This window comes from Massilia sp. UYP32, assembly GCF_050434365.1.
Taxonomy (GTDB): Bacteria; Pseudomonadota; Gammaproteobacteria; order Burkholderiales; family Burkholderiaceae_D; genus Telluria; species Telluria timonae.
Map to the genome: position 1 here is coordinate 15092 of NZ_JBNDIK010000007.1, position 21271 is coordinate 36362.

Genomic DNA, 21271 nt, shown 5'->3' on the forward strand with positions numbered 1-21271 from the left:
TTACCTCATCAGGAGAATTTTAATATTTGTTCAAACACGGCTTTGGCTAATAGCGGAGGGACCGCGTTTCCTACTTGTTGCTGCTGAAAACCAATAGATCCTGCAAACCGAAACGAGTCAGGGAATGATTGTAAGCGTGCCGCTTCGCGTACTGATAAGCCGCGATCTTCTACCGGGTGTATCAACATGTTTTTTCGGAAATTGCCGATAACTATCGATGGCTCATCGCTTTTTAGGCGTCGATAAATGCCTGTATGGCATCGAGAAGCGTCCGTATAATTTTCCATTAAATGCTTTGGAATATTCTCCCAGTTGCCGCCCTGCGGTATATGCTTATATCGATTAATTATTATTTCTGAATTACGTGTTACGATATTATTATGGCACTTGATAAGATCGCTACGCATTAATTTTGCATAACGGGTTCGTGCTTTCCTGGAATACTCTCTCTCGTCTACGCTGTCCCCGTTTTTCAACAATGGCAAATCTTCCAAAGCTTCTGCAACAGTTACATGTTTCTTATGAGTATGTTCGGGCATTGGTAAAGCTGTGCCGTGTTTTGACCCTACGATAAACAAGCGATTGCGCCGTTGGGGAACGCCAAAGTCGGCTGAGTTAAGTACAAAATGGCTAGTCGTGTACCCCGCGCGCTTAAAACCTTTCAATACCTCGTCCAAGAAATAGCCGTTTTCAGTTTCTAAAAGGCCTTTGACGTTCTCGAAAACGACCCAATCTGGAGATAATTTTCTGACAAGCCTGAAATACTCTTTGAAAAGCCAATTATTTGAATTTTCAGAATTTCTGTTCTTTTGATTAGATGTAGAGAAGCCTTGGCAAGGAGGTCCACCAAACACGATAGAAGGCTGCCGACGATCAAGATTCAGGAATTCATCTCCTGTAACCCGGCGGATGTCCTTCTCAAAAAGACAAGTTGTGTGATGGTTCAGCCGAAAAGTTGCTGCTGCTGCCTTGTCAAGCTCTACCGCGTAGGCCACGTCAATACCGCTCAGTTCGGCACCGATAGACATGCCACCAGCACCGCTGAATAAGTCGATTCCTTGCATAAATGTCCATACAAAAATAGCATGCGCCATGGCGAAGTTGCCATGCTTTTGTATGTCCGTCAAGCAAGAGTACTAGGAGACAAGCTGGCGCGCTCTGTACGTAGGATATCAGGTCGCAGTGTGGTGGTGTTAGGGGAGGTTGCGGACGATCATACAGCACTCACCAGGCGAATGCTGGACCTACAGATCTGCACGGAGGAGGATATCCGAAGGTTTGCATTGTAGGCCACGCGAAATCCGGAGGAGATTGAAGAACGACACATTGCGCTCGCCGCGTTCGATACGCCCCATGTGGCTACGGTCGAGTTGGCATAAATATGAAAGCTCCTCTTGTGAGATACCTTTTTCAAGACGCATAGCACGAATTGCCTTGCCAACGGCCTGTAAGACCTGGCTGCCATCGAATGGTCTCTCTGCGGTTTCCATTGCCGCATGGTCGAGGTTTCGTGCAAAATAGGCCACGGCATCCGCGGCCCATTTGGTTTCTCCTTTGCAACATTCTATATTTACATAAGCAAGACAACGATGAATAGTTCCGTAGTGGTCGAGAAAAAGAAGGCAGTTTTAATCAGGGTCCCAGTCACTCTATATGAGGATTTATTGAACCTTTCTGCAGCCTCCACATTGCTTCAACGTAAAAGTGTCAGTGTCCCTAGCTTGGTTGTTGAGCTGATCGGAGAAGCTGTTGAGAAGCGTGCCGGGCGAAGACAGCACAACACTTGAACGATAATAAAGAGATAACAGACACCTTGTACTTGACTACCTAAGTTCAAGCTCGTCGAGGAACAGCACCCCGTGGTGCGCCAGCGACACCTCGCCCGGCCGCGGCAGGTTGCCGCCGCCGACCAGGGCCACGCCGGACGTCGTGTGATGCGGACTGCGAAACGGCCGCTGGCGCCAGCGTTCGGGCGCGAAGCCGCCGGCCAGCGATTGCACGGCCGCCGACTCGAGCGCCTCGGCCTCGCTCATCGGCGGCAGCAGGCCGGGCAGGCGCGCCGCCAGCATGCTCTTGCCCGCGCCCGGCGGGCCGACCAGCAGGACGGAATGGGTCCCGGCTGCCGCCACCTCGAGCGCGCGCTTGGCATGCTGCTGGCCCTTGACCTCGGCGAAGTCGGGATAGGAAGGCAGCCGCGACAGGCCGGGGCCATGGTGGCGCGCCAGCTTCGGCGCGTCGGGCGCATTGGCGAAGTGGGCGCAGACCTCGAGCAAGGTGCGCGCCGGGTGGATGGCGGCTGCCTCGACCAGGGCCGCTTCGTCGGCATTGGCCAGTGGCAGGATGAAGGCGCGCATTTCGTCGTCGCGCATCTCGTCCTTGCCTGAGCGCGCCATCGCGAACGCCATCGCCAGCGCGCCGCGCACCGGGCGCAGCTCACCCGACAGCGACAGTTCTCCCGCAAATTCGTAGCGATGCAGCGCATCGTCGCGGATCTGGCGCGAGGCGGCCAGGATGCCCAGCGCGATCGGCAGGTCGAAGCGGCCCGATTCTTTCGGCAGGTCGGCCGGCGCCAGGTTGATCGTGATGCGGCGTGCCGGGATGTCGAAGCCGGAATTCTGCAGCGCCGCGCGCACGCGGTCTTTCGCTTCGCGCACTTCGGTATCGGGCAGGCCGACGATGGCGATGCCAGGAAGGCCGTTGGCCAAGTGGACTTCGACGTTGACGGCGGGCGCTTCCATGCCGGCAAGGGCGCGGCTTCTCAGGACGGCCAGACTCATAGTGTTCCTTCCGCATGAACGCTGGGAAGGCCCTATCGTACGGCGCGCGCGGCGGCATCTGTTGCGTGCGGACAGGCATGCGTATTCGCGCTGCATGGCGTACGCATATGCCCCCGAATTCGTCGTCCATTCCGGCTTTTCTACCGCCTGTCACAAAAACCTAACATCGCATTCCACTACCGCTACATTATCTGCAAGGAAATATCTGCCACCATTTACAGACCAGGAGTCACCGCCGATGTTATCGATCAAGCAGCTCAACAAGACGTATGCCAATGGCGTGAAGGCCATCAACGATGTCAGTCTCGAGATCCCGAACGGCATGTTCGGCCTGCTCGGACCGAACGGCGCCGGCAAGTCCTCGTTGATGCGCACCATCGCCACCCTGCAGGACCCCGACAGCGGCAGCATCCATTTCCACGGCCTCGACGTGCTGAAGGACAAGGAGAGCCTGCGCCGCCAGCTCGGCTACCTGCCGCAGGACTTCGGGGTCTATCCGAAAGTCAGCGCCGAAAAGCTGCTGAACCACTTCGCCGTCCTGAAAGGCCTGACCGCGAAGGGCGAGCGCAGGGAGATCGTCGAAGCCCTGCTGCACCAGACCAATCTGTGGGAAGCGCGCAAGCGCGGCCTGGGCACCTATTCGGGCGGCATGCGCCAGCGCTTCGGCATCGCCCAGGCGCTGCTCGGCGCGCCGCGCCTGGTGATCGTCGACGAGCCGACCGCCGGCCTCGATCCCGACGAGCGCAACCGCTTCCTGAACCTGCTGGCCAAGATCGGCGAGCAGGTGGTGGTCATCCTGTCGACCCATATCGTCGAGGACGTGACCGACCTGTGTCCGCGCATGGCCATGATCGCCAAGGGCACGGTGCTGCTGCAGGGCGAGCCGCAGGCCGCGATCGACACCCTGAAAAGCCGCGTGTGGCGCCGCACCGTCACCCAGGAAGCGCTGCCCGGATACCAGGAGCGCTTCAACGTGCTGTCCACCCGCCTGGTGGCGGGCCGGCCGCAGATCAACGTCTATGCCGAGTCGCAGCCGGACGACGGTTTCGTCAGCGTCGAGCCGGACCTGGAAGACGTCTACTTCCTGCAGATCCGCAATGCCAGCCGCGCGGCCGGCCAGGCGGCGTCGGCCCAGGCTGCGCCGGTGACGGCGTGAGGAGGGCGGCATGCTGAGAGAATTCTTCAAGTTCGAGCTGGACTTCCAGCTGCGCCAGCCCCTGCTGTGGGTGTGCGCGCTGATCTTCGGCGCGCTGGCCTTCGGCGCCACCACCAGCGATGCGATCCAGGTCGGCGGCAGCATCGGCAACGTCAACCGCAATGCGCCGACCGTGGTCGCGCAGCTGCTCGGCATCTTCAGCCTGATGTCGATGTTCGTCGTCACCATCTTCATCGCCGGCGGCGTGCTGCGCGACGCCGAAGTCGGCATCTCCGACATGCTGTTCGCCACCCCGATGAAAAAGCGCGACTACCTGATCGGCCGCTTCGCCGCCGGCCTGGTGGCCTGCCTGCTCATCTTCGCCATGATCGTGCTCGGCACGATGCTCGGTCCCCTGATGCCGTGGATCGATGTCCAGCGGGTCGGCCCATTCCCCGGCGCGGCCTACCTGTGGGCGCTGGGCGTGCTGGTCGTGCCCAACCTGTTCTTCATCGGCGCCTTGCTGATGCTGCTGGCCGCCACCACGCGCTCGATCATGATGGTGTACGTCGGCGTGATGGCTTTCTTCGTGCTGTGGATCGTCGCCGGCAGCTTCACTTCGAACATCGACAACGAATGGATCGCCGTGCTGGCCGATCCCTTCGGCCTGCGCGCGCTCGGCCGCGCCACGCGCTACTTCTCGACCGCCGAATCGAATGCCGGCCTGCCCGACATTGGCGGCTACATGCTGGCCAACCGCCTGCTGTGGAGCGCCGTGGCGCTGGTGCTGGTCGGCCTGACCCTGGCCCTGTTCAAGCCGCAGCGCGCCGGCACCGGCAAGCGCCTGTTCGGCAAGGCCAAAACGCAGGCCGCGCAGGCCTTCGTGCCGGTGACGGTGGCCCTGCCGCGCGTCGCGCCGCGGTTTACCGGCGCCACGCGCTGGGCCCAGTGCTGGCACATCTTCGCCTTCGACGCCGTCGCGGTGTTCAGAAGCGTGCCATTCCTCGTGCTGCTGCTGTTCGGCGTGCTGAACATGGTCGGCAGTGCGAGCGTGCTGGACGAGATGTTCGGCACCGACGTCTATCCGCGCACGCACCTGATGATCGAACTGCTGAAAGGGTCGTTCAACTTCCTCCTGATTGTCATCGTCACCTTCTATGCGGGCGAGTTGATCTTCAAGGAACGCCAGGCCAGGATCGCCGACGTGAGCGACGCCATGCCGGCGCCGAACTGGGCGCCGCTGGTCGCCAAGAGCCTGGCGCTGGTGGGCGTGGTGCTGGTGTTCCTGTTCGCCGGGATCCTGACCGCGATCGCCATCCAGCTGTTCCGGGGCGGGGCGCCGGTCGAATTCGGGGTGTACGTCCAGGGCGTGTTCATGGCCGGCCTGCCGTTCGTCCTGATGGCGCTGATCGCCATCGTGCTGCAGGTCGTCACCAACAACAAATTCATCGGCTACCTGCTGGTGATCGTCCTCCTGATCGCGCAGATCGTCCTGTCGGTGATGCACTTCGATCACAATCTGTACAACATCGCGCTGCTGCCCGAGACGCCGTATTCGGACATGAACGGCTTCGGCCATTTCGTCACGGGCTGGGCCTGGTTCGCGCTGTACTGGACCCTGTTCTGCCTGGCGGCGCTGATCGTGGCCCAGGCCTTCTGGGTGCGCGGCCTGTCGGTCGCGTGGCGGGTGCGGGTGCGCGAAGCGGGCCGCCGCCTGCGCGGAGGCGCCGGCGTGGCGCTGGCGCTGTGCACGATCGCCTTCGCCCTGGTCGGCGGCTGGATCTTCCATAATACCGTGACCCTGGGCGGCTACGAAGCCAAGAACGTGAGCATGGACAAGCAGGCCCGGTACGAGAAGAACTACCGCCAGTACAAGGACCTGCCGCATCCGAAGGTCATCGACGTGCGCGCCGCGGTCGACATCTATCCGGAGCAGCGCCGCGTGACGGTCAAGGGCAGCTACGTCCTGGAGAACAAGACCGACAAGCCGCTCGACACCCTGCGCCTGCAGTTCACTCCCGACGTCGTCACGACCCTGGGCAAGCTGCCGCCGCACCAGGTGGTGCTGGACGACACCGAATCGGGCTTCAGGATCCTGAAGCTGGCCGCACCCCTGGCGCCGGGCGCGCGCCTGCCGCTCGACTTCACGATCGATGCGCATCGCCAGGGCTTCTCGAATTCGGGCAAGGCCGACACCTTCAACCTCAACGGCACGTTCTTCAACAATCACGAGTTCTTCCCGATGCTCGGCTACCAGGCCGACTACGAGCTGCTAGAGCGCAACGAGCGCCGCAAGCGCGGGCTGGGCGAGCCGCAGCGCATGGCCAAGCTCGAGGACGAGGCGGCGCGCGTCGACTCCATGTTCGGCGGCGGCGCGGACTGGATCGGCTTCGAGACCACGGTGTCGACCAGCGGCGACCAGATCGCGCTGGCGCCGGGCTACCTGCAAAGATCGTGGAAGGAGAACGGCCGCAACTACTACCATTACAAGATGGACCAGAAGATGATGCCGTTCTTCGCCTACCTGTCGGCGCGCTGGCAGGTCAAGAAGGGCGACTGGAACGGCATCCCGATCGAGATCTACCACGACGCCAAGCACGGCTACAACGTGGACCGGATGATCGAGGCCACCCGCAAGTCGCTCGACTACTTCACCACCGAGTTCACGCCGTACCAGCACAAGCAGGTACGCATCCTGGAGTTCCCCAACTACCAGGCCTTCGCCCAGTCGTTCGCGAACACGATCCCGTTCTCGGAGTCGATCGGCTTCATCGCCGACCTGCGCGACAAGGAAGACATCGACTACGTGTTCTATGTGACGGCCCACGAGATGGCGCACCAGTGGTGGGGCCACCAGGTCACCGCCGCCAACGTGCAGGGCGCGAGCATGCTGATCGAATCGCTGTCGCAGTACTCGGCGCTGATGGTGATGGAGAAGGAGTACGGACGCCACCAGATGCGCCGCTTCCTGCGCTACGAGCTCGATCGCTACCTGCGTTCGCGCGGCGGCGAGGTGATCGAAGAGCTGCCGCTCATGCGCGTGGAAAACCAGGATTACATCCACTACCGCAAGGGCAGCCTGATCTTCTACCGCCTGCGCGACGAGATCGGCGAACAGGCGCTGAACCGCGCGCTCAAGCGCTTCCTCGAAGACAAGGGCTACCAGGAGTCGCCGTTCACCACCTCGAAGGAGCTGCTCGACTACATCCGCGCGGAGGCGCCGCTTGACAAGCACGCCCTGATCTCGGACATGTTCGAGAAAATCGTGTTCTACGATAACCGCGTGACGCAGGCGACGGCGAAGAAGCGCCCGGATGGCCAGTGGGACGTGACGATGACGCTGCACCTGGCCAAGATGGAGGCCGACGGCAAGGGCAAGGAAACCGCGCGCGCCTACGACGAGCCGGTGGAGATCGGTGTGTTCGCCCGCGCCGCAGGGGCCAGGGAAGCCGACGAAAAAGTGCTGCTCCTGGAGAAGCGCGTGCTGTCCGGCGCCAATCCGGTGGTGACGGTCACGGTGAAGGAGCAGCCGTTCGAGGTGGGCGTCGATCCCTACAACAAGATGATCGACCGCGTGTCGCGCGACAACCGCAAGGAGGTCGGTATCGAGTGATCCGGGGCGAACATGCCGCCATGGTCCGGCCGTTCGGCCAGGCCATGGCGGGGGAGGCGACGCGTGGACGGCAAACGCGGCATACTGGAACTTCTTCGTTCTTTCGCCGCTCATGATGAAACCTGTCGTCGCTGCCTTTCTGCTCGCCATCCTGCCGCTGTCGTCCCTCGCCGCGCCGGCCCCCGCCGCGCGCCAGGAGATCGCGCACCTGATCGGCTACCTGACCGCATCCGGTTGCAGCTTCCAGCGCAACGGCAGCTGGCACGACGCCGCGCAAGCGGCGAAACACCTCCAGCGCAAATACGACTACCTGCTCAAGCGCGACCTGGTCGCCTCGAGCGAGGATTTCATCGCGCGCGCCGCCAGCGAAAGCAGCCTCAGCGGCAAGCCCTACCTGGTCCGCTGCGGCGGCAATGCGCCGGTCGCCAGCGCAGCCTGGCTCAAGGCCGAGCTGGCGAAGTATCGCGCCGCGCGCCCATCCCGCTGAGTTCGCGCATCCGAAGAATTCGGCTGGCGCGCAACGATCGTCACCATGGGTATCCCCACCGCATTGACTCGTGCATAACTTTCGTGTGAGGATTTGTTCTATATTAAATAGCAACACTATCTGACTGCGGAAGCGGTACCGGTCGCCACGGAAAGGGCCGGGTCCCGACGAGAGGAAATGCAATGCTGGCTAAGAGCTGGGCATGGTGGGTGCCGGTATTGCTATTGGGCGCATGGGATGGCGCCGCACATGCCACCCAGACCGATCCGATCGCACGGCTGGTGCACCAGGAGCGCTATCAGGAGGCGAACAGTGCGATCCAGGCCAGGCTGGCGCGCGACGCCACCGATCCGACGGCACTGGCCGCGTCGGTCGACGTGCGCATCGCCCGGGGCGAGCCGGACGACTTGCCGCAGGCGCGCGCCGCGGCCGAGCGCTGCGTCGGGGCCAATCCGGACAGCAGCCTCTGCGCCGAAGCGCTGGGGAACGTCATGCTGGCGCAGTCGCGCGCCGGCGGCCTGGTCGCGTTCGTGCGCAATGCGCATGCCACGCGCGACACCCTGGAGCGCGCGCTGCGCTTCGATCCGATGAATTACCGCGCCCGCGTGACGCTGATGAGCTTTTATCTCGACGCGCCGTTCTTCCTGGGCGGCAGCGAAGTGCGCGCACGCGAACTGGCCACCGAAGCGCGCCGCCTCGACCCCGACCTGACCCGGCTGATGCGCGCCATGTGCGCTTTCGACGAGGGGAAACTGGACGAGGCCGAGCAGCACATCCTGGCGGCCGACCTGACGCAGTATGCACTGGTGCAGGGCAGCGAGCGCGAGCTGCTGCTGGCCCTGGCCAGCACCCACCTCGACGCCGGCCGCCATGCGCAGAGCGTCCGGCTGTTCCAGGAACTGAACCGCCGGCTGCCGTCCGGCGAGCATGGACTTTACGGACTGGCGCAAGTGGCGCGCGCCCAGGGGCGGCTGGCCGACGCCGCGCTGCAGCTGGAGAGGGCGGCGGCGATCGCCCCCAAGCCCTATGTCTACAAGACGCTGGGCGAAGTCTACGAAGCGCGCCGCGACCGGCCGCGGGCGATCGCGGCCTACCAGGCGGCGCTGGCGGGCGTTCCGCCGCTCGCGCGGCGCGAGAAGAGGCAGGTGACGGCGCAGCTGGCGCAGTTGCAGCGGCGCTGATGGCCGACCGGAGGATGGCGAATTACGCTTCGATTCACGCTTCGATTCACGCGACGATCAGCGGATTCTTGGTAAGCGCCACCGCCAGGATGTAGGCGAAGCAGGCCAGCGCGGCGACGAAAGCGAGGGCGCGCACCTGGCGCGTGCGGCCGCGCCTGAGCGCCACCGTGCCCAGGCCGATGTAGGCGACCAGGGCCAGCAGCTTGGCCGTCAGCCACGGCGATTGGCCGGGATACTGGCCGCTCCATACCGCCAGGCCGATGGCGCTGGCCAGCAGCAGGGTGTCGATCGCATGCGGCGCGATCTTCACCCAGCGCTGCTCCAGGCGCTTCGATGCGGCCAGCATCCACAGGCCGCGGACGAGGAACAGGGCGCCGCTCACCACGGCGAAGGTCATGTGGATATGCTTGAGGGCGTAATAACTCATCGTTGGGTCGGGTTGGTTGCGACCCCGGCAGTATGCCCGAACCCGGCCCGCGGGCGCGACTGTTCAAAGGACCGGTCAGCCGCACTCGCCGACGTAGTGGCACGACGCGCAGCGCGAACACCCGTCGACCTTGCGCAGCGCCAGCGCGCCGCATTCCGGGCATTTGGCGCCGTTCAGGACGGGCAGCGGCTCGGCCGGCGTCTCCTCTTGCAAGCGCGGCCCTGGCGCGGCGTCGTGCATGCGCCGTTCGAAGCTGCGCGCGAGCGCGTCCACCGGCACCTGGTTGCCCTGCTCGTCGAGGAAGCCGCGCCGCGTCAGGATCCGCTGCAGCATGAAGGCGATCGCCGCGACTTCGGAGTCGTGGTACACCGGCACCTGCACGCCGTCGTCGCGCACGATGTGGCCGCAGCGCACCGGGCCTTTTTCCCATACCACTTCGCGCATGTCGGCCAGCGCCCGCGCGATTGGACCGCCGGCGCGCGCCACCATCGACAGCAGCCGCATCGAGGCCGTGATCCACTGGTGGCCGCCGGTGCGCTGGTTGGCCGGCATGAAGAATTCGAAAGGACGCTCGACCGTCACCTGGCGGCCTTCCCACACGCCTTCGGCGCGCAGGAAGCTCACCGTCAGGTAGACGGTCTTGCGGCCTTCCTGGGTCGAGTACTCGATCTTCGACGTCACCGATTCCAGCTCGCCGAGCGGACGGTGCTCGAAGCGCCTGCGCAGCGGGTCGTCGTCCGCCACCGGCGCGGCCGATGCGTCGTCCGCCGCCGGCGCGGTTGACAACACGCTCCCCAGCACCGCGTTGGGGCGATAGGTCGCCAGCCCCTTCAGGCCGGCGCGCCAGGCTTCCAGGTACAGGTCGCGGAAGTCGTCATAGGGATAATCCTCGGGCACGTTGACGGTCTTGGAGATCGCGGTGTCGATGAAGGGCTGGACCGCCTCCACCATGCGCAGGTGGTCCAGCGCGCGCATCTCGAGCGCGGTGACGAAGCTTGGGGGCAAGGGGACGTCGCCGCGCAGCTGGCGGTACAGGCGCCAGGCGCGGTCGCACACTTCGTAGCTGCGCGTGCCGCCGTCCGCCGTGCGCTTCCTGCGCCGGTAGGTCCAGGAATAGGGCGGCTCGATGCCGTTCGAGGCATTGTCGGCGAAGGCCAGCGAGATGGTGCCGGTCGGCGCGATCGACAGCAGGTGCGAGTTGCGGATGCCGTGCTTGCGGATGCCGTCGCGCAGCGCCTCGGGCAGGCGCAGGGTGAACTGTCCGCGCAGGTACTTGTCGGCGTCGAACAGCGGGAAGGCGCCTTTCTCGCGCGCCAGTTCGATCGAGGCCGCGTAGGCCGCGTCGCGCAGCTCGCTGGCGATGCGCGCCGCCATGGCCCGGCCCGGGTCGGCGTCGTAGCGCAGGCCCAGCATCGCCAGCGCGCTGCCCAGCCCCAGGAAGCCCAGGCCGACGCGGCGCTTGGCGCGCGCCTCGTCGGCCTGCTGGGGCAGCGGCCATCGGGTGGCGTCCAGCACCAGGTCGAGCATGCGCACCGCGACGGTCGCCACCTTGCGCAGGCGCTCGAAGTCCAGCCGCGCATCCAGGGTGAACGGCGCGTCGATGAAGGCGGTGAGATTCAGCGAGCCGAGATCGCAGCAGCCATACGGCGGCAGCGGCTGCTCGCCGCAGGGATTGGTGGCGCGCAGCTCCTCGGCATACCAGAGGTTGTTCTCGGCATTCATGCGGTCGACGAACAGCACGCCCGGCTCGGCGTGGTCGTAGGTCGAGACCATGATGCGCTCCCACAGGTCGCGCGCGCGCACGCTGCGGTAGACCCACAGGCCGTCTTCGCGGCGGTGGCCGCCGGCCGCCTGGTCTTCGTCGCCCGGCTCGGCCGCGTGCACCAGCGCGAACGCCTCGTCCGCCTCGACCGCGCGCATGAAGGCGTCGGTCACGCCGACCGAGATATTGAAGTTGGTGAGACGGCCCGTGTCCTTGGCCGCGATGAAGCGCTCGATGTCGGGATGGTCGATGCGCAGCACGCCCATCTGGGCGCCGCGCCGGGCGCCGGCCGACTCCACCGTGCGGCATGAGGCGTCGAACACTTCCATGTACGACACCGGGCCGGAAGCGCGCGAGGCGGTGCCGGCCACCTTGCTGCCCAGCGGGCGGATCGCGGAAAAATCGTAGCCGACCCCGCCGCCGCGGCGCATGGTCTCGGCGGCTTCGCTGAGCGCGGTATAGATGCCGGGCAGGCCGTCGCTGGCGCCGGAGATCGAGTCGCCCACCGGCTGGACGAAACAGTTGATGAGGGTGGCCGACAGGCCAAGGCCGGCGGCGGACGCAATCCGGCCGGCGGGAATGAAGCCCTGTTGCTGGGCCTCCAGGTAACGGCGCTCGCAGTCGGCGCGCTGTGCTGCCGGCTCGAGGGCGGCCAGGGCGCGTGCGATGCGCCGCTGCACGTCCCCGATCGTGCGTTCGTCGCCGCGCGCGTATTTTTCGCGCAGCACGTCCAGCGACACTTCCTGCGCGGGCAGGGCGCCGGCTGGCGCTTCTGGTGCATTCATGCCGGTCGCCCTATCCATGAATGCACCCGCCATCAGGGTTTGTTGATCGGCGTATCGCCCGATTTGTCGAGATGCGGCGGCAGCACGATGGTCGGATCTTCGGGCTGGGCCGGGAACGGCGCGGTGGCCGACGGCGCCGCGCCTGGCGGCGGGGTGGTCGACGTGGACGATGCCGAGGTGGAGGCGCCGGAAGCGAGGCGGGCTTCGAGCTCGATCACGCGCAGCTCGAGCGCTTCGAGCTTGGCGCGGGTCTTGGCCAGCACCTGGGCCTGGATGTCGAATTCCTCGCGCGTTACCAGGTCGAGCTTGGCGAAGCCCGAGGTCATCGCGGCCTTGACGTTGCGCTCGATGTCCTTGGCCGGACCACTTTCGAGTGCCTGGTTGATCTTGCCCTGCAAGTCGCTGAAGAAGTTGCTGTTGTTCATGTCCCTATCCCTTTCTGCCGGGTTGTATGCACCAAGTCGGTGCAAACGAGCCTGATTTGGTGCGTCACGCAACACGGCGGACGCCGCTCGCGCTCGGTTGTATTGAAGCAAATCGTATGTGGGGCGTGTTTACCAAAAAAACAAGGCCATTTTGCGCGCTTTTATGAGCTGGCACACATCCTGCTAAATGAAAGAGGAATAACGCATGAAAAAAGGATTCCGAACGCAGTAACTGTCAAAGGGGGTTTGTCATGAAGTGCAATGCAAAAATCAACGCAATCAGTCTGGCGATTCTGGCTTTCACCAGCGTCCCGGCCATGGCACAGGAACAACCCGCCGAACATCAGGTGAGCTACAACGTGGCCCTCACCAGCGACTACCGTTACCGCGGCCTGTCGCAAACCGATTCCGACCCCGCGCTGTCCGGCGGCGTCGACTACGTGCACAGCCCAACCGGCTTTTACGTAGGCACCTGGCTCTCCACCATCAAGTGGACGAAAGACCTGGGTGGCGACGGCAATATTGAATGGGATGTGTATGCCGGCAAGCGTGGCCAGTTGACCGACGAGGTCAGCTACGACGTCGGCGGCCTGTATTACTGGTATCCGGATAACAGCCTGGATCCGAACGCAAATACGTTTGAAATTTACGGCAAGCTCGGCTTCGGGCCCGCATATATCAAGTATTCGCACTCGACGACCAATCTGTTCGGCACCGCCGACAGCAAGCGCAGCGGTTACCTGGACGTGGGCGCCGACATCGACGTCGGCAACGGCTTCCTGTTGAACCTGCACGTTGGCCGCCAGCGCGTGAAGAACAACAGCCCGGCGTCGTACACCGACTACAAGGTCGGCGTGACGAAGGACTTCGGGGTCGCCACCGTGGCCCTGGCCTGGCACAAGGCGAATACCGATGCCTACCTGAGTCCGGAAGGCAAGAACCTGGGCAAGTCAGCCGCCGTGCTGTCCGTGTCAAAAACTTTTTGATAGCAAAAGAGGCAATACCATGAAAATGATTACCGCCATCATCAAGCCCTTCAAGCTCGACGAGGTGCGTGAAGCGCTGTCGGAAATCAACGTACAAGGCATGACGGTGACCGAAGTGAAGGGTTTCGGTCGCCAGAAGGGTCACACCGAGCTGTACCGTGGCGCCGAGTACGTCGTCGACTTCCTGCCCAAGATCAAGATCGAAGCCGCCGTCGACGATGCCGTCGTCGACCAGGTGATCGACGCGATCCAGGGCGCCGCCCGCACCGGCAAGATCGGTGACGGCAAGATCTTCGTGGCCGACCTGAACCAGGTCATCCGTATCCGCACCGGCGAGACCGGCAACGACGCACTGTAAGAAGGAAAGTGTTCATGAAGCATATAACGACAAAAATCCTGACCGCCATGCTGGGCCTGGGCCTGGCCCTCCCGGCCATGGCGGCGCCGTCCATCAACAAGGGGGATACCGCCTGGATGTTCGTCGCCACGCTGCTGGTGATCATGATGGTGATCCCGGGCCTGGCGCTGTTCTACGGCGGCATGGTACGCGCCAAGAACATGTTGTCGGTCCTGATGCAGGTCATGATGGTGTTTTCGCTGATCATCGTGCTGTGGTGCCTGTACGGCTACTCGCTGGCCTTCACCGGCAACAACGCCTTCATCGGCGGCTTCGACCGTGCCTTCCTGCAAGGCATCTGGGACCCGGTCGCCGGCACGTTCTCGATGGGCGCCACCTTCACCAAGGAGGTGATGATCCCCGAGTTCATCTTCGTCGCCTTCCAGGGCACCTTCGCCGCCATCACCTGCGCGCTGATCGTCGGTTCCTTCGCCGAGCGCGCGCGCTTCGCGGCGGTGCTGGCCTTCGTGGTGATCTGGTTCACGTTCGCCTACCTGCCGATGGCGCACATGGTCTGGTTCTGGGCCGGCCCTGACGCGATTACCGACGCCGCCTCGCTGGCCACCGTCACCGCCGGCGCCGGCTACCTGTGGCAGCAGGGCGCGCTCGACTTCGCGGGCGGCACCGTGGTGCACATCAATTCCGCGGTCGCCGGCCTGGTCGGCGCCTACGTGATCGGCAAGCGCGTCGGCTACGGCAAGGAATCGATGGCCCCGCACTCGCTGCCGATGACGATGGTCGGCGCTTCGCTGCTGTGGGTCGGCTGGTTCGGCTTCAACGCCGGTTCGGCGCTCGAAGCGGGCGACATCGCGGCGCTGGCCTTCATCAACACCCTGCTGGCGACCGCCGCCGCCACCGTCTCGTGGGCGGCCGGCGAGTGGATCTTCAAGCGCAAGCCATCGATGCTGGGCGCCGCCTCGGGCGCCATCTCGGGCCTGGTGGCGATCACCCCGGGCGCCGGTTTCGTGGGGCCGATGGGCGCCTTGGTCATGGGCCTGCTGGCTGGTATCATCTGCCTGTGGGGCGTGACCGGCCTGAAGCGCATGCTGCGCGCCGACGATTCGCTCGACGTGTTCGGCGTGCACGGCGTGGGCGGCATCCTGGGCGCGCTGCTGACCGGCGTGTTCGCGGCGCCGTCGCTGGGTGGCCAGGGCGTGTGGGATTACACCACCAATGCCATGAACACCAGCTATTCGATCGGTAGCCAGGTGCTGGTGCAGGCGCACGGCGTGGTCGTGACCATCGCCTGGTCGGCCATCGTCGCCTTCATCGCCTTCAAGCTGGTCGACATCGTGATCGGCCTGCGCGTGCCTGAAGACGAAGAGCGCGAGGGCCTGGACATCACCAGCCACGGCGAATCGGCGTACCGTTACTGATATCTCCGGATATCGGTCAGAAAGGCGCCTGCGGGCGCCTTTTTTGCGTTCTTGGCAACACCTCTTTAAAAAGGCCAGGCAACCCCCATATGAGATACCCGATTAAGTAAACAACAAGAAGCGCATAACAAGGACGTCCTCTACATGGTTCCGCACCTCGCCACAGCCCAGACCGGTCCTCTGCTGGACCTGGAAAAGAAAATCCTCGAAGCCACCCCCGCCATCGAGCGCTGGTTCCGGCTCGAGTGGCAGGAGCATACGCCGCCGTTCTATTGCTCGGTCGACCTGCGTAACGCCGGGTACAAGCTGGCGCCGGTCGACACCAACCTGTTCCCGGGCGGCTTCAACAACCTGCCGACCGAAATGCTGCCGCTGACGGTGCAGGCCGCCATGGCCGCGATCGACAAGTATTGCCCGGACGCACGCAACCTGATCCTGGTGCCCGAGACGCATACGCGCAATCCGATGTACCTGCAGAACGTGGCGCGCCTGATGCAGATCTTCCGCCAGACCGGGCTGCACGTGCGCCTGGGCTCGTTCTCGCCGGACGTCACCGAACCGACCCCGTTGGCCCTGCCTGACGGCAATATGCTGGTGGTCGAGCCGCTGGTGCGTTCGCCCAACGGCCGCCGCGTCGGCCTGGCCGATTTCGATCCCTGCACCATCCTGCTCAACAACGATCTGTCGGGCGGCATTCCGGCCATCCTCGAGAACGTGCACGAGCAGTCGCTGCTGCCGCCGCTGCATGCCGGCTGGGCGCTGCGCCGCAAGAGCAACCACCTGAAGGCGTTCGACGAGGTGGCCAAGAAGTTCGGCAAGCTGATCGACATCGATCCGTGGCTGGTCAATCCGCTGCACAGCAAGTGCGGCGAAGTCGACCTGCGCGAGAACGTCGGCACCGAGGCCCTGGCCGACAACGTCTCGGCGCTGTTCTCGAAGATCAAGAAGAAATACAAGGAATACGGCATGAAGGAGCGCAAGCCCTTCGTGATCCTGAAGCCCGACGCCGGCACCTACGGCATGGGCGTGATGACCATCAAGGATGCGAGCGAAGTGCGCGACCTGACCCCGGCCCAGCGCGCGCGCATGTCGGTGATCAAGGATGGCGTGGCAGTGACCGACCTGATCATCCAGGAAGGCGTGCCCACCTTCGAATCGATCGACGACGCCGTGGCCGAGCCGGTGGTGTACATGATCGACCGCTACGTGGTGGGCGGCTTCTATCGCGTGCACGCCGAGCGCGGCATCGACCAGAACCTGAACTCGCCGGGCTCGCAATACGTGCCGCTGGCCTTCGCCCAGCAGCATGCGGTGCCGGACCTGAAGGCCAAGCCGGGCACGGCGGCGCCGAACCGCTTCTATGTGTATGGCGTGGTGGCGCGACTGGGCATGCTGGCGGCGTCGCTGGAAATGGAACGCACGGATCCGAATCCGGAAGTCTATTGACGGTAGCGGGGAGGGCGGCCGCTGCCGCCCGTTCTTGACTGACGGGCTCCCCGGCTGGTCCTCATTCTTCCTTGCGCACCACGTACATGAAATGCGAGCGCAGCACCGGCGCCAGCGCCGTCAGCAACTCGGACACCATGTAGGGCGCCACCGCCAGCAGCCGGTGGATCGGCGGCGCCAGCACCAGGCTGCGATAGCGCTGCTCTGTGCCCGGCCACCACGCTTGCAGCTCGGCGCGGGTGACCTTGTGCACGTTGCGGTTGCGTGGGTTGTCGTAGCGGAAATCGAACACGAGGCACCAGCCGCCCGGGCGCAGCATGCGCCACATCTGGGCGGCCAGCTCGCGCCGCAGGACGGGATCGAGCACCGAGGAAAACACCGTTTGCGCCGTGACGAGGTCGTAGCCGGCCTGCGGCAGCGCGTCGAGCGTGCCCAGGTGCCAGCGTACGCCGTGGGCGGTGCAGCGCCGCGCATGGTCGAGCCGGTCTTTTTGCAGCTCGGTGCCGGTGAGCTTGGCCGGCGTGGCGCCCCAGTCGATCATCTGGCGCAGGAAACCGCCAGTGCCGCAGCCGACGTCCAGCACTTGCACGCTCGATAGATCAGAGCCAACCGTGTTGGAGAGCAGGTCGGCAAAGCCGCGCGAACGCGCCGCCACCTGCTGCAGGATCTCGGGCCGGTGCCAGGCGTAGCGCGCCAGCGCGGCGCCGCCATGCCAGTTGCGGTAGACATCTTCGATGCGCTCCTGCTCGGCCTGTTGGCTTGGTTGGGTATCCATGCCCTCATGTTCTCGCGCGATCGTATTGACACGATTGAGCTGTCTCAGTCGCGTCGCGTGATACCTGACAAATTGCTGCAGTGCATTTCCAGCTGTCGGCGGATGAGGGCCTGGTCCGCGAGTTTCCACGATTCGGGCTAAAATCAGGCATTACTTCGAATGGACGCCCCATGAAAATCGCCTTTCTCGCCGACCCTCTGTCCGGATTCAAGATCTACAAGGATTCGACCTTCGCCATGATGCGCGAGGCGGCGCGGCGCGGCCATGCCATCTACCACTTCGAGCAGCGCGACATGGTGCTCGAAGAAGGCGTCGTCAGCGCGCGCGTGGCGCAGATCCATCTCACCGGCGACGCCGACGAGTGGTACCGCCTTGACCCCGCCGCCGACGTCAAGTTGTCCGAATTCGACGCCATCATCGAGCGCAAGGATCCGCCGTTCGACATGGAATACGTGTACGGCACCTATCTGCTGGAACTGGCCGAGCGCCAGGGCGCGCGCGTGATCAACAGCCCGCGCGCGATCCGCGACCACAACGAGAAGCTGGCCATCGGCCAGTTCAGCGAACACACCTCGCCGACCATCGTCACCCCGGATGCGGCGCGCCTGCGCGCCTTCCACGCGAAACACGGCGACGTCATCTTCAAGCCGCTCGACGGCATGGGCGGCGCCGGCATCTTCCGCGTCAAGAGCGATGGCCTGAACCTGGGGTCGATCATCGAGACCCTCACCGACAACGGCCGCAACACCATCATGGCCCAGAAGTTCATTCCGGCCATCGAGAAGGGCGACAAGCGCGTGCTGGTCATCGGCGGCAAGCCGGTGCCGTTCGTGCTGGCGCGCATCCCGCAAGGCGGCGAAGTGCGCGGCAACCTGGCCGCCGGCGGCCTGGGCGTGGCCCAGCCGATCAGCCCGCGCGAGCGCGAGATCGCCGAGGCCCTGGGCCCGGTGCTGGCCGAGCGCGGCCTGTTGCTGGTAGGATTAGACGTGATCGGCGACTTCCTCACCGAAGTCAATGTGACCAGCCCGACCTGTTTCCAGGAGATTCATGACCAGGCCGGATTCGACGTGGCCGCGATGTTCATCGACGCGGTCGAACAAAAGGTGAACGAATAACATCATGGTAGGCATCCTGCTCCTGACCCACGCGCCGCTGGGCCAGGCATTCATCGCGGCGGTGGCGCACGTGTTCCGCGGCCCGACCGAGCGCTTCGAGGCGATCGACGTGGCCGCCGACCAGGACATACGCGAGGTCAACGGCCTCGCCAAGGAGGCGATCGCGCGCCTCGACGAAGGCGACGGTGTGCTGGTGATCACCGACGTCAAGGGCGGCACGCCGTCCAATTGCTGCAACTCGCTGGCCGACGCCGGCCACGTGGAAGTCATCGCCGGCATCAGCCTGCCGATGCTGCTGCGGGCGATCACGTATCGGCGCGACACGCTCGACGTCGTGGTCGAGATGGCGCTGGCGGGCGCCCAGAACGGCGCGGTGCGGGTGGATAACCGGATTCGGGTGGGGTAGGGATTGCCGTAGCGGTAGCGGTGCAGGCGCCGGGGGGCGCGATTCGACAAGTACAACGATAAAGCGAATATGATTCAACAAGAACTCGAGATCATCAACAAGCTGGGCCTGCATGCCCGCGCATCCGCCAAATTCACGCAGCTGGCCGCCAAGTACCAGAGCGACGTCTGGCTCACCCGCAACGGACGCCGCATCAACGCCAAGTCGATCATGGGCGTCATGATGCTGGCCGCCGGCAAGGGCGCCAAGGTGACCCTGGAAGCCGACGGCAAGGACGAGGAAGCCGCGGTCGCGGCCCTGTCCGCCCTGGTCAACGACAAGTTCGGCGAAGGCGAGTAATGCCGCGTGAAGCGGCATCTCGTTCAGGAGACGTCAGCATGGCCTCCTTCCTTCTCCATGGCATACCGGTCTCGCGCGGGATCGCGATCGGCCGCGCCCACCTGCTCACCCCGGCCGCGCTCGACGTCAAGCACTACCTGGTCGCCGACGACCAGGTGGAAAACGAAGTGCGCCGCCTGCAGGACGCGATCGCCGCCGTGCACCGCAACCTGCAGGAACTGTGGACCGACCTGCCCAAGGACGCCCCCACCGAGCTGGGCGCCTTCATCGACGTCCACGCCCTGATCCTGTCCGATCCGATGGTGTCGGAAGCGCCGCTCGATATCATCCGCGCGCGCCACTACAACGCCGAATGGGCGCTGGTGACCCAGATCGACGACCTGTCGGCCCAGTTCGACGAGATCGAGGACGAATACCTGCGCGAGCGCAAGCACGACATCCAGCAGGTGGCCGAGCGGGTACTGAAGGTCTTGACCGGCACCGCGCTGAACGTGCCGCCGATCGTGATCGACGACGACCAGCCGCCGCCGCAGATGATCGTGGTCGCCCACGACATTTCGCCGGCCGACATGCTGGCCTTCCGCGACCGCGATGGCGGACCGCGCACCTTCATCGGCTTCGTCACCGACGTCGGCGGCCAGAACTCGCACACCGCGATCGTGGCGCGCAGCCTCGACATCCCGGCCGTGGTGGGCATGGACCAGGCCTCGCGCCTGGTCGAGCAGGATGACTGGGTGATCGTCGACGGCGACGCCGGCGTGGTGATCTGCAATCCGAGCCAGCTGGTGCTGGAGCAGTACCGCGAGCGCCAGACGGCGCTGGCCAAGGCGCGCAAACGCCTGCTCAAGCTCAAGAAGACCCCGGCCGTCACCCAGGACGGCACCGCCATCACGCTGCTGGCCAATATCGAGCTGCCCGACGATTGCCCGGCCGCGCTCGAGGCGGGCGCCAACGGCGTCGGCCTGTTCCGCTCCGAATTCCTGTTCATGGGCCGCGGCCCGCAGGGCCTGCAGATTCCTGGCGAGGACGAACAGTTCGAGCAGTACCGCAAGGCGGTGCTGGCGATGAAGGGCCGCCCGGTAACGATCCGCACGCTCGACGTCGGCGCCGACAAGCCGCTCGACCAGACCGATCAGACCGCGCTCAATCCGGCGCTGGGCCTGCGCGCGATCCGCTACTGCCTGGCCGAGCCGCAGATGTTCCTGACCCAGCTGCGGGCCATCCTGAGGGCGTCCGCCTTCGGCAAGGTGAGGATCCTGATCCCGATGCTGGCGCATGCCTTCGAGATCGACCAGACCCTGAACATGATCGAACAGGCCAAGGCCGAGCTGCGTCTTGAAAACATCAAATTCGACGAGGGCATCGAGGTCGGCGCCATGATCGAGATCCCGGCCGCGGCGCTGGCGCTGCCGCTGTTCGTGCGGCGCATGGATTTCCTGTCGATCGGCACGAATGACCTCATCCAGTATCTGCTGGCGATCGACCGGGTCGATTACGAGGTGGCGCACCTGTATAATCCGCTGCACCCGGCCGTATTGCAGCTGATCGCCTCGACCATCGCCACCGGCCACAAGGCCGGTCTGGACGTGGCGGTATGCGGCGAGATGGCCGGCGACGTCAAGCTCACCCGCCTGTTGCTGGGCATGGGCTTGCGCGAATTCTCGATGCATCCGGCGCAGCTGCTGGCGGTGAAACAAGAAATCTTGAACACCGACCTGGGCGCGGTCACCACCCGAACCCGGCGCATCCTGCGCGCGATCGAGCCGGGCGAGATCGCCAGCGCGGTCGAGCAGCTGCAAGCCCTCTGACGTTGTGGCGACGGCCAGGCCCGGCCGTCGC

Annotated in this window: 17 protein-coding genes and 2 pseudogenes; 12 read left to right on the top strand and 7 right to left on the bottom strand. The window is 64.5% G+C overall.

Going from position 1 to position 21271, the window contains the following annotated elements; genetic code table 11:
• Positions 1-8 precede the first annotated feature (8 nt).
• The 3 genes and pseudogenes from ABIB42_RS06930 to ABIB42_RS06940 form a co-directional block, all read right to left on the bottom strand.
• Complete coding sequence (locus tag ABIB42_RS06930) at positions 9-1127, bottom strand: DNA cytosine methyltransferase (protein WP_429248131.1); 1119 nt, start codon at positions 1125-1127, stop codon at positions 9-11.
• A gap of 117 nt (positions 1128-1244) precedes the next feature.
• A complete protein-coding gene (locus tag ABIB42_RS06935) occupies positions 1245-1490 on the bottom strand; it encodes a helix-turn-helix domain-containing protein (protein WP_429248186.1) in 246 nt (81 codons plus the stop codon).
• Positions 1491-1835: 345 nt separating this feature from the next.
• A pseudogene (locus ABIB42_RS06940) lies at positions 1836-2777 on the bottom strand (YifB family Mg chelatase-like AAA ATPase); the annotation flags it as partial.
• A 238-nt stretch (positions 2778-3015) separates the two neighbouring features.
• Here ABIB42_RS06940 and ABIB42_RS06945 point away from each other — a divergent pair.
• The 4 genes from ABIB42_RS06945 (at position 3016) to ABIB42_RS06960 (ending at position 9193) form a co-directional block, all read left to right on the top strand.
• The gene (locus ABIB42_RS06945; RefSeq protein WP_005667776.1) at positions 3016-3933 is read left to right on the top strand and encodes an ABC transporter ATP-binding protein; all 918 of its coding nucleotides are present in this window, start codon (positions 3016-3018) and stop codon (positions 3931-3933) included.
• A gap of 10 nt (positions 3934-3943) precedes the next feature.
• Positions 3944-7525, top strand: coding sequence for an ABC transporter permease/M1 family aminopeptidase (locus ABIB42_RS06950; protein ID WP_429248132.1), 3582 nt, complete (start codon positions 3944-3946; stop codon positions 7523-7525).
• Between the two features lie 112 nt (positions 7526-7637).
• Positions 7638-8012 carry a DUF5329 domain-containing protein gene (locus tag ABIB42_RS06955; RefSeq protein WP_005667779.1) on the top strand — a complete coding sequence of 125 codons (375 nt, stop codon included), beginning with the start codon at positions 7638-7640 and terminating at the stop codon, positions 8010-8012.
• A 182-nt stretch (positions 8013-8194) separates the two neighbouring features.
• Positions 8195-9193, top strand: coding sequence for a tetratricopeptide repeat protein (locus tag ABIB42_RS06960; protein ID WP_005667781.1), 999 nt, complete (start codon positions 8195-8197; stop codon positions 9191-9193).
• Positions 9194-9239: 46 nt separating this feature from the next.
• Here ABIB42_RS06960 and ABIB42_RS06965 read toward each other — a convergent pair whose 3' ends face one another.
• The 3 genes and pseudogenes from ABIB42_RS06965 to ABIB42_RS06975 form a co-directional block, all read right to left on the bottom strand.
• Positions 9240-9620 carry a SirB2 family protein gene (locus tag ABIB42_RS06965; protein ID WP_005667783.1) on the bottom strand — a complete coding sequence of 127 codons (381 nt, stop codon included), beginning with the start codon at positions 9618-9620 and terminating at the stop codon, positions 9240-9242.
• Positions 9621-9695: 75 nt separating this feature from the next.
• Positions 9696-12167 (bottom strand): adenosylcobalamin-dependent ribonucleoside-diphosphate reductase, encoded by a 2472-nt coding sequence (locus ABIB42_RS06970; protein WP_429248133.1) that lies wholly within the window; start codon positions 12165-12167, stop codon positions 9696-9698.
• A 197-nt stretch (positions 12168-12364) separates the two neighbouring features.
• Positions 12365-12592 (bottom strand): annotated as a pseudogene (locus ABIB42_RS06975) (accessory factor UbiK family protein); the annotation flags it as partial.
• 251 nt (positions 12593-12843) lie between these two features.
• Here ABIB42_RS06975 and ABIB42_RS06980 point away from each other — a divergent pair.
• The 4 genes from ABIB42_RS06980 to gshA all read left to right on the top strand — a co-directional run bounded on the left by ABIB42_RS06980 (position 12844) and on the right by gshA (position 16797).
• The gene (locus tag ABIB42_RS06980; RefSeq protein ID WP_071360473.1) at positions 12844-13578 is read left to right on the top strand and encodes a TorF family putative porin; all 735 of its coding nucleotides are present in this window, start codon (positions 12844-12846) and stop codon (positions 13576-13578) included.
• Between the two features lie 19 nt (positions 13579-13597).
• Positions 13598-13936, top strand: a complete 339-nt coding sequence (gene glnK / locus ABIB42_RS06985; RefSeq protein ID WP_005667790.1) for a P-II family nitrogen regulator — start codon at positions 13598-13600, stop codon at positions 13934-13936.
• Positions 13937-13950: 14 nt separating this feature from the next.
• A complete protein-coding gene (gene amt / locus ABIB42_RS06990) occupies positions 13951-15351 on the top strand; it encodes an ammonium transporter (RefSeq protein WP_429248134.1) in 1401 nt (466 codons plus the stop codon).
• Positions 15352-15495: 144 nt separating this feature from the next.
• The gene (gene gshA, locus ABIB42_RS06995) at positions 15496-16797 is read left to right on the top strand and encodes a glutamate--cysteine ligase (protein ID WP_071360471.1); all 1302 of its coding nucleotides are present in this window, start codon (positions 15496-15498) and stop codon (positions 16795-16797) included.
• Between the two features lie 61 nt (positions 16798-16858).
• Here the strand turns inward: gshA and ABIB42_RS07000 are convergent, their stop codons facing one another.
• Positions 16859-17572 (bottom strand): class I SAM-dependent methyltransferase, encoded by a 714-nt coding sequence (locus ABIB42_RS07000; protein WP_005667796.1) that lies wholly within the window; start codon positions 17570-17572, stop codon positions 16859-16861.
• 170 nt (positions 17573-17742) lie between these two features.
• Here ABIB42_RS07000 and gshB point away from each other — a divergent pair, with 170 nt between their 5' ends.
• From gshB to ptsP, 4 genes are all read left to right on the top strand, one after another.
• The gene (gene gshB, locus ABIB42_RS07005; protein WP_429248135.1) at positions 17743-18687 is read left to right on the top strand and encodes a glutathione synthase; all 945 of its coding nucleotides are present in this window, start codon (positions 17743-17745) and stop codon (positions 18685-18687) included.
• A 4-nt stretch (positions 18688-18691) separates the two neighbouring features.
• A complete protein-coding gene (locus ABIB42_RS07010; protein ID WP_219862502.1) occupies positions 18692-19093 on the top strand; it encodes a PTS sugar transporter subunit IIA in 402 nt (133 codons plus the stop codon).
• A gap of 69 nt (positions 19094-19162) precedes the next feature.
• Positions 19163-19432 (top strand): HPr family phosphocarrier protein, encoded by a 270-nt coding sequence (locus tag ABIB42_RS07015; protein WP_005667800.1) that lies wholly within the window; start codon positions 19163-19165, stop codon positions 19430-19432.
• Positions 19433-19470: 38 nt separating this feature from the next.
• Positions 19471-21240: a phosphoenolpyruvate--protein phosphotransferase gene (ptsP, locus tag ABIB42_RS07020; RefSeq protein WP_005667802.1), complete on the top strand. Its 1770-nt coding sequence runs from the start codon at positions 19471-19473 to the stop codon at positions 21238-21240.
• Positions 21241-21271 lie beyond the last annotated feature (31 nt).

What these genes read in the sequence shown, in the direction of transcription:
- ABIB42_RS06935 (WP_429248186.1), bottom strand. Translation starts at nt 1,490, where the DNA reads ATGGAAACCGCAGAGAGACCATTCGATGGCAGCCAGGTCTTACAGGCC.
- ABIB42_RS06945 (WP_005667776.1), top strand. Translation starts at nt 3,016, where the DNA reads ATGTTATCGATCAAGCAGCTCAACAAGACGTATGCCAATGGCGTGAAG.
- ABIB42_RS06950 (WP_429248132.1), top strand. Translation starts at nt 3,944, where the DNA reads ATGCTGAGAGAATTCTTCAAGTTCGAGCTGGACTTCCAGCTGCGCCAG.
- ABIB42_RS06955 (WP_005667779.1), top strand. Translation starts at nt 7,638, where the DNA reads ATGATGAAACCTGTCGTCGCTGCCTTTCTGCTCGCCATCCTGCCGCTG.
- ABIB42_RS06960 (WP_005667781.1), top strand. Translation starts at nt 8,195, where the DNA reads ATGCTGGCTAAGAGCTGGGCATGGTGGGTGCCGGTATTGCTATTGGGC.
- ABIB42_RS06965 (WP_005667783.1), bottom strand. Translation starts at nt 9,620, where the DNA reads ATGAGTTATTACGCCCTCAAGCATATCCACATGACCTTCGCCGTGGTG.
- ABIB42_RS06970 (WP_429248133.1), bottom strand. Translation starts at nt 12,167, where the DNA reads ATGAATGCACCAGAAGCGCCAGCCGGCGCCCTGCCCGCGCAGGAAGTG.
- ABIB42_RS06980 (WP_071360473.1), top strand. Translation starts at nt 12,844, where the DNA reads ATGAAGTGCAATGCAAAAATCAACGCAATCAGTCTGGCGATTCTGGCT.
- glnK (WP_005667790.1), top strand. Translation starts at nt 13,598, where the DNA reads ATGAAAATGATTACCGCCATCATCAAGCCCTTCAAGCTCGACGAGGTG.
- amt (WP_429248134.1), top strand. Translation starts at nt 13,951, where the DNA reads ATGAAGCATATAACGACAAAAATCCTGACCGCCATGCTGGGCCTGGGC.
- gshA (WP_071360471.1), top strand. Translation starts at nt 15,496, where the DNA reads ATGGTTCCGCACCTCGCCACAGCCCAGACCGGTCCTCTGCTGGACCTG.
- ABIB42_RS07000 (WP_005667796.1), bottom strand. Translation starts at nt 17,572, where the DNA reads ATGGATACCCAACCAAGCCAACAGGCCGAGCAGGAGCGCATCGAAGAT.
- gshB (WP_429248135.1), top strand. Translation starts at nt 17,743, where the DNA reads ATGAAAATCGCCTTTCTCGCCGACCCTCTGTCCGGATTCAAGATCTAC.
- ABIB42_RS07010 (WP_219862502.1), top strand. Translation starts at nt 18,692, where the DNA reads ATGGTAGGCATCCTGCTCCTGACCCACGCGCCGCTGGGCCAGGCATTC.
- ABIB42_RS07015 (WP_005667800.1), top strand. Translation starts at nt 19,163, where the DNA reads ATGATTCAACAAGAACTCGAGATCATCAACAAGCTGGGCCTGCATGCC.
- ptsP (WP_005667802.1), top strand. Translation starts at nt 19,471, where the DNA reads ATGGCCTCCTTCCTTCTCCATGGCATACCGGTCTCGCGCGGGATCGCG.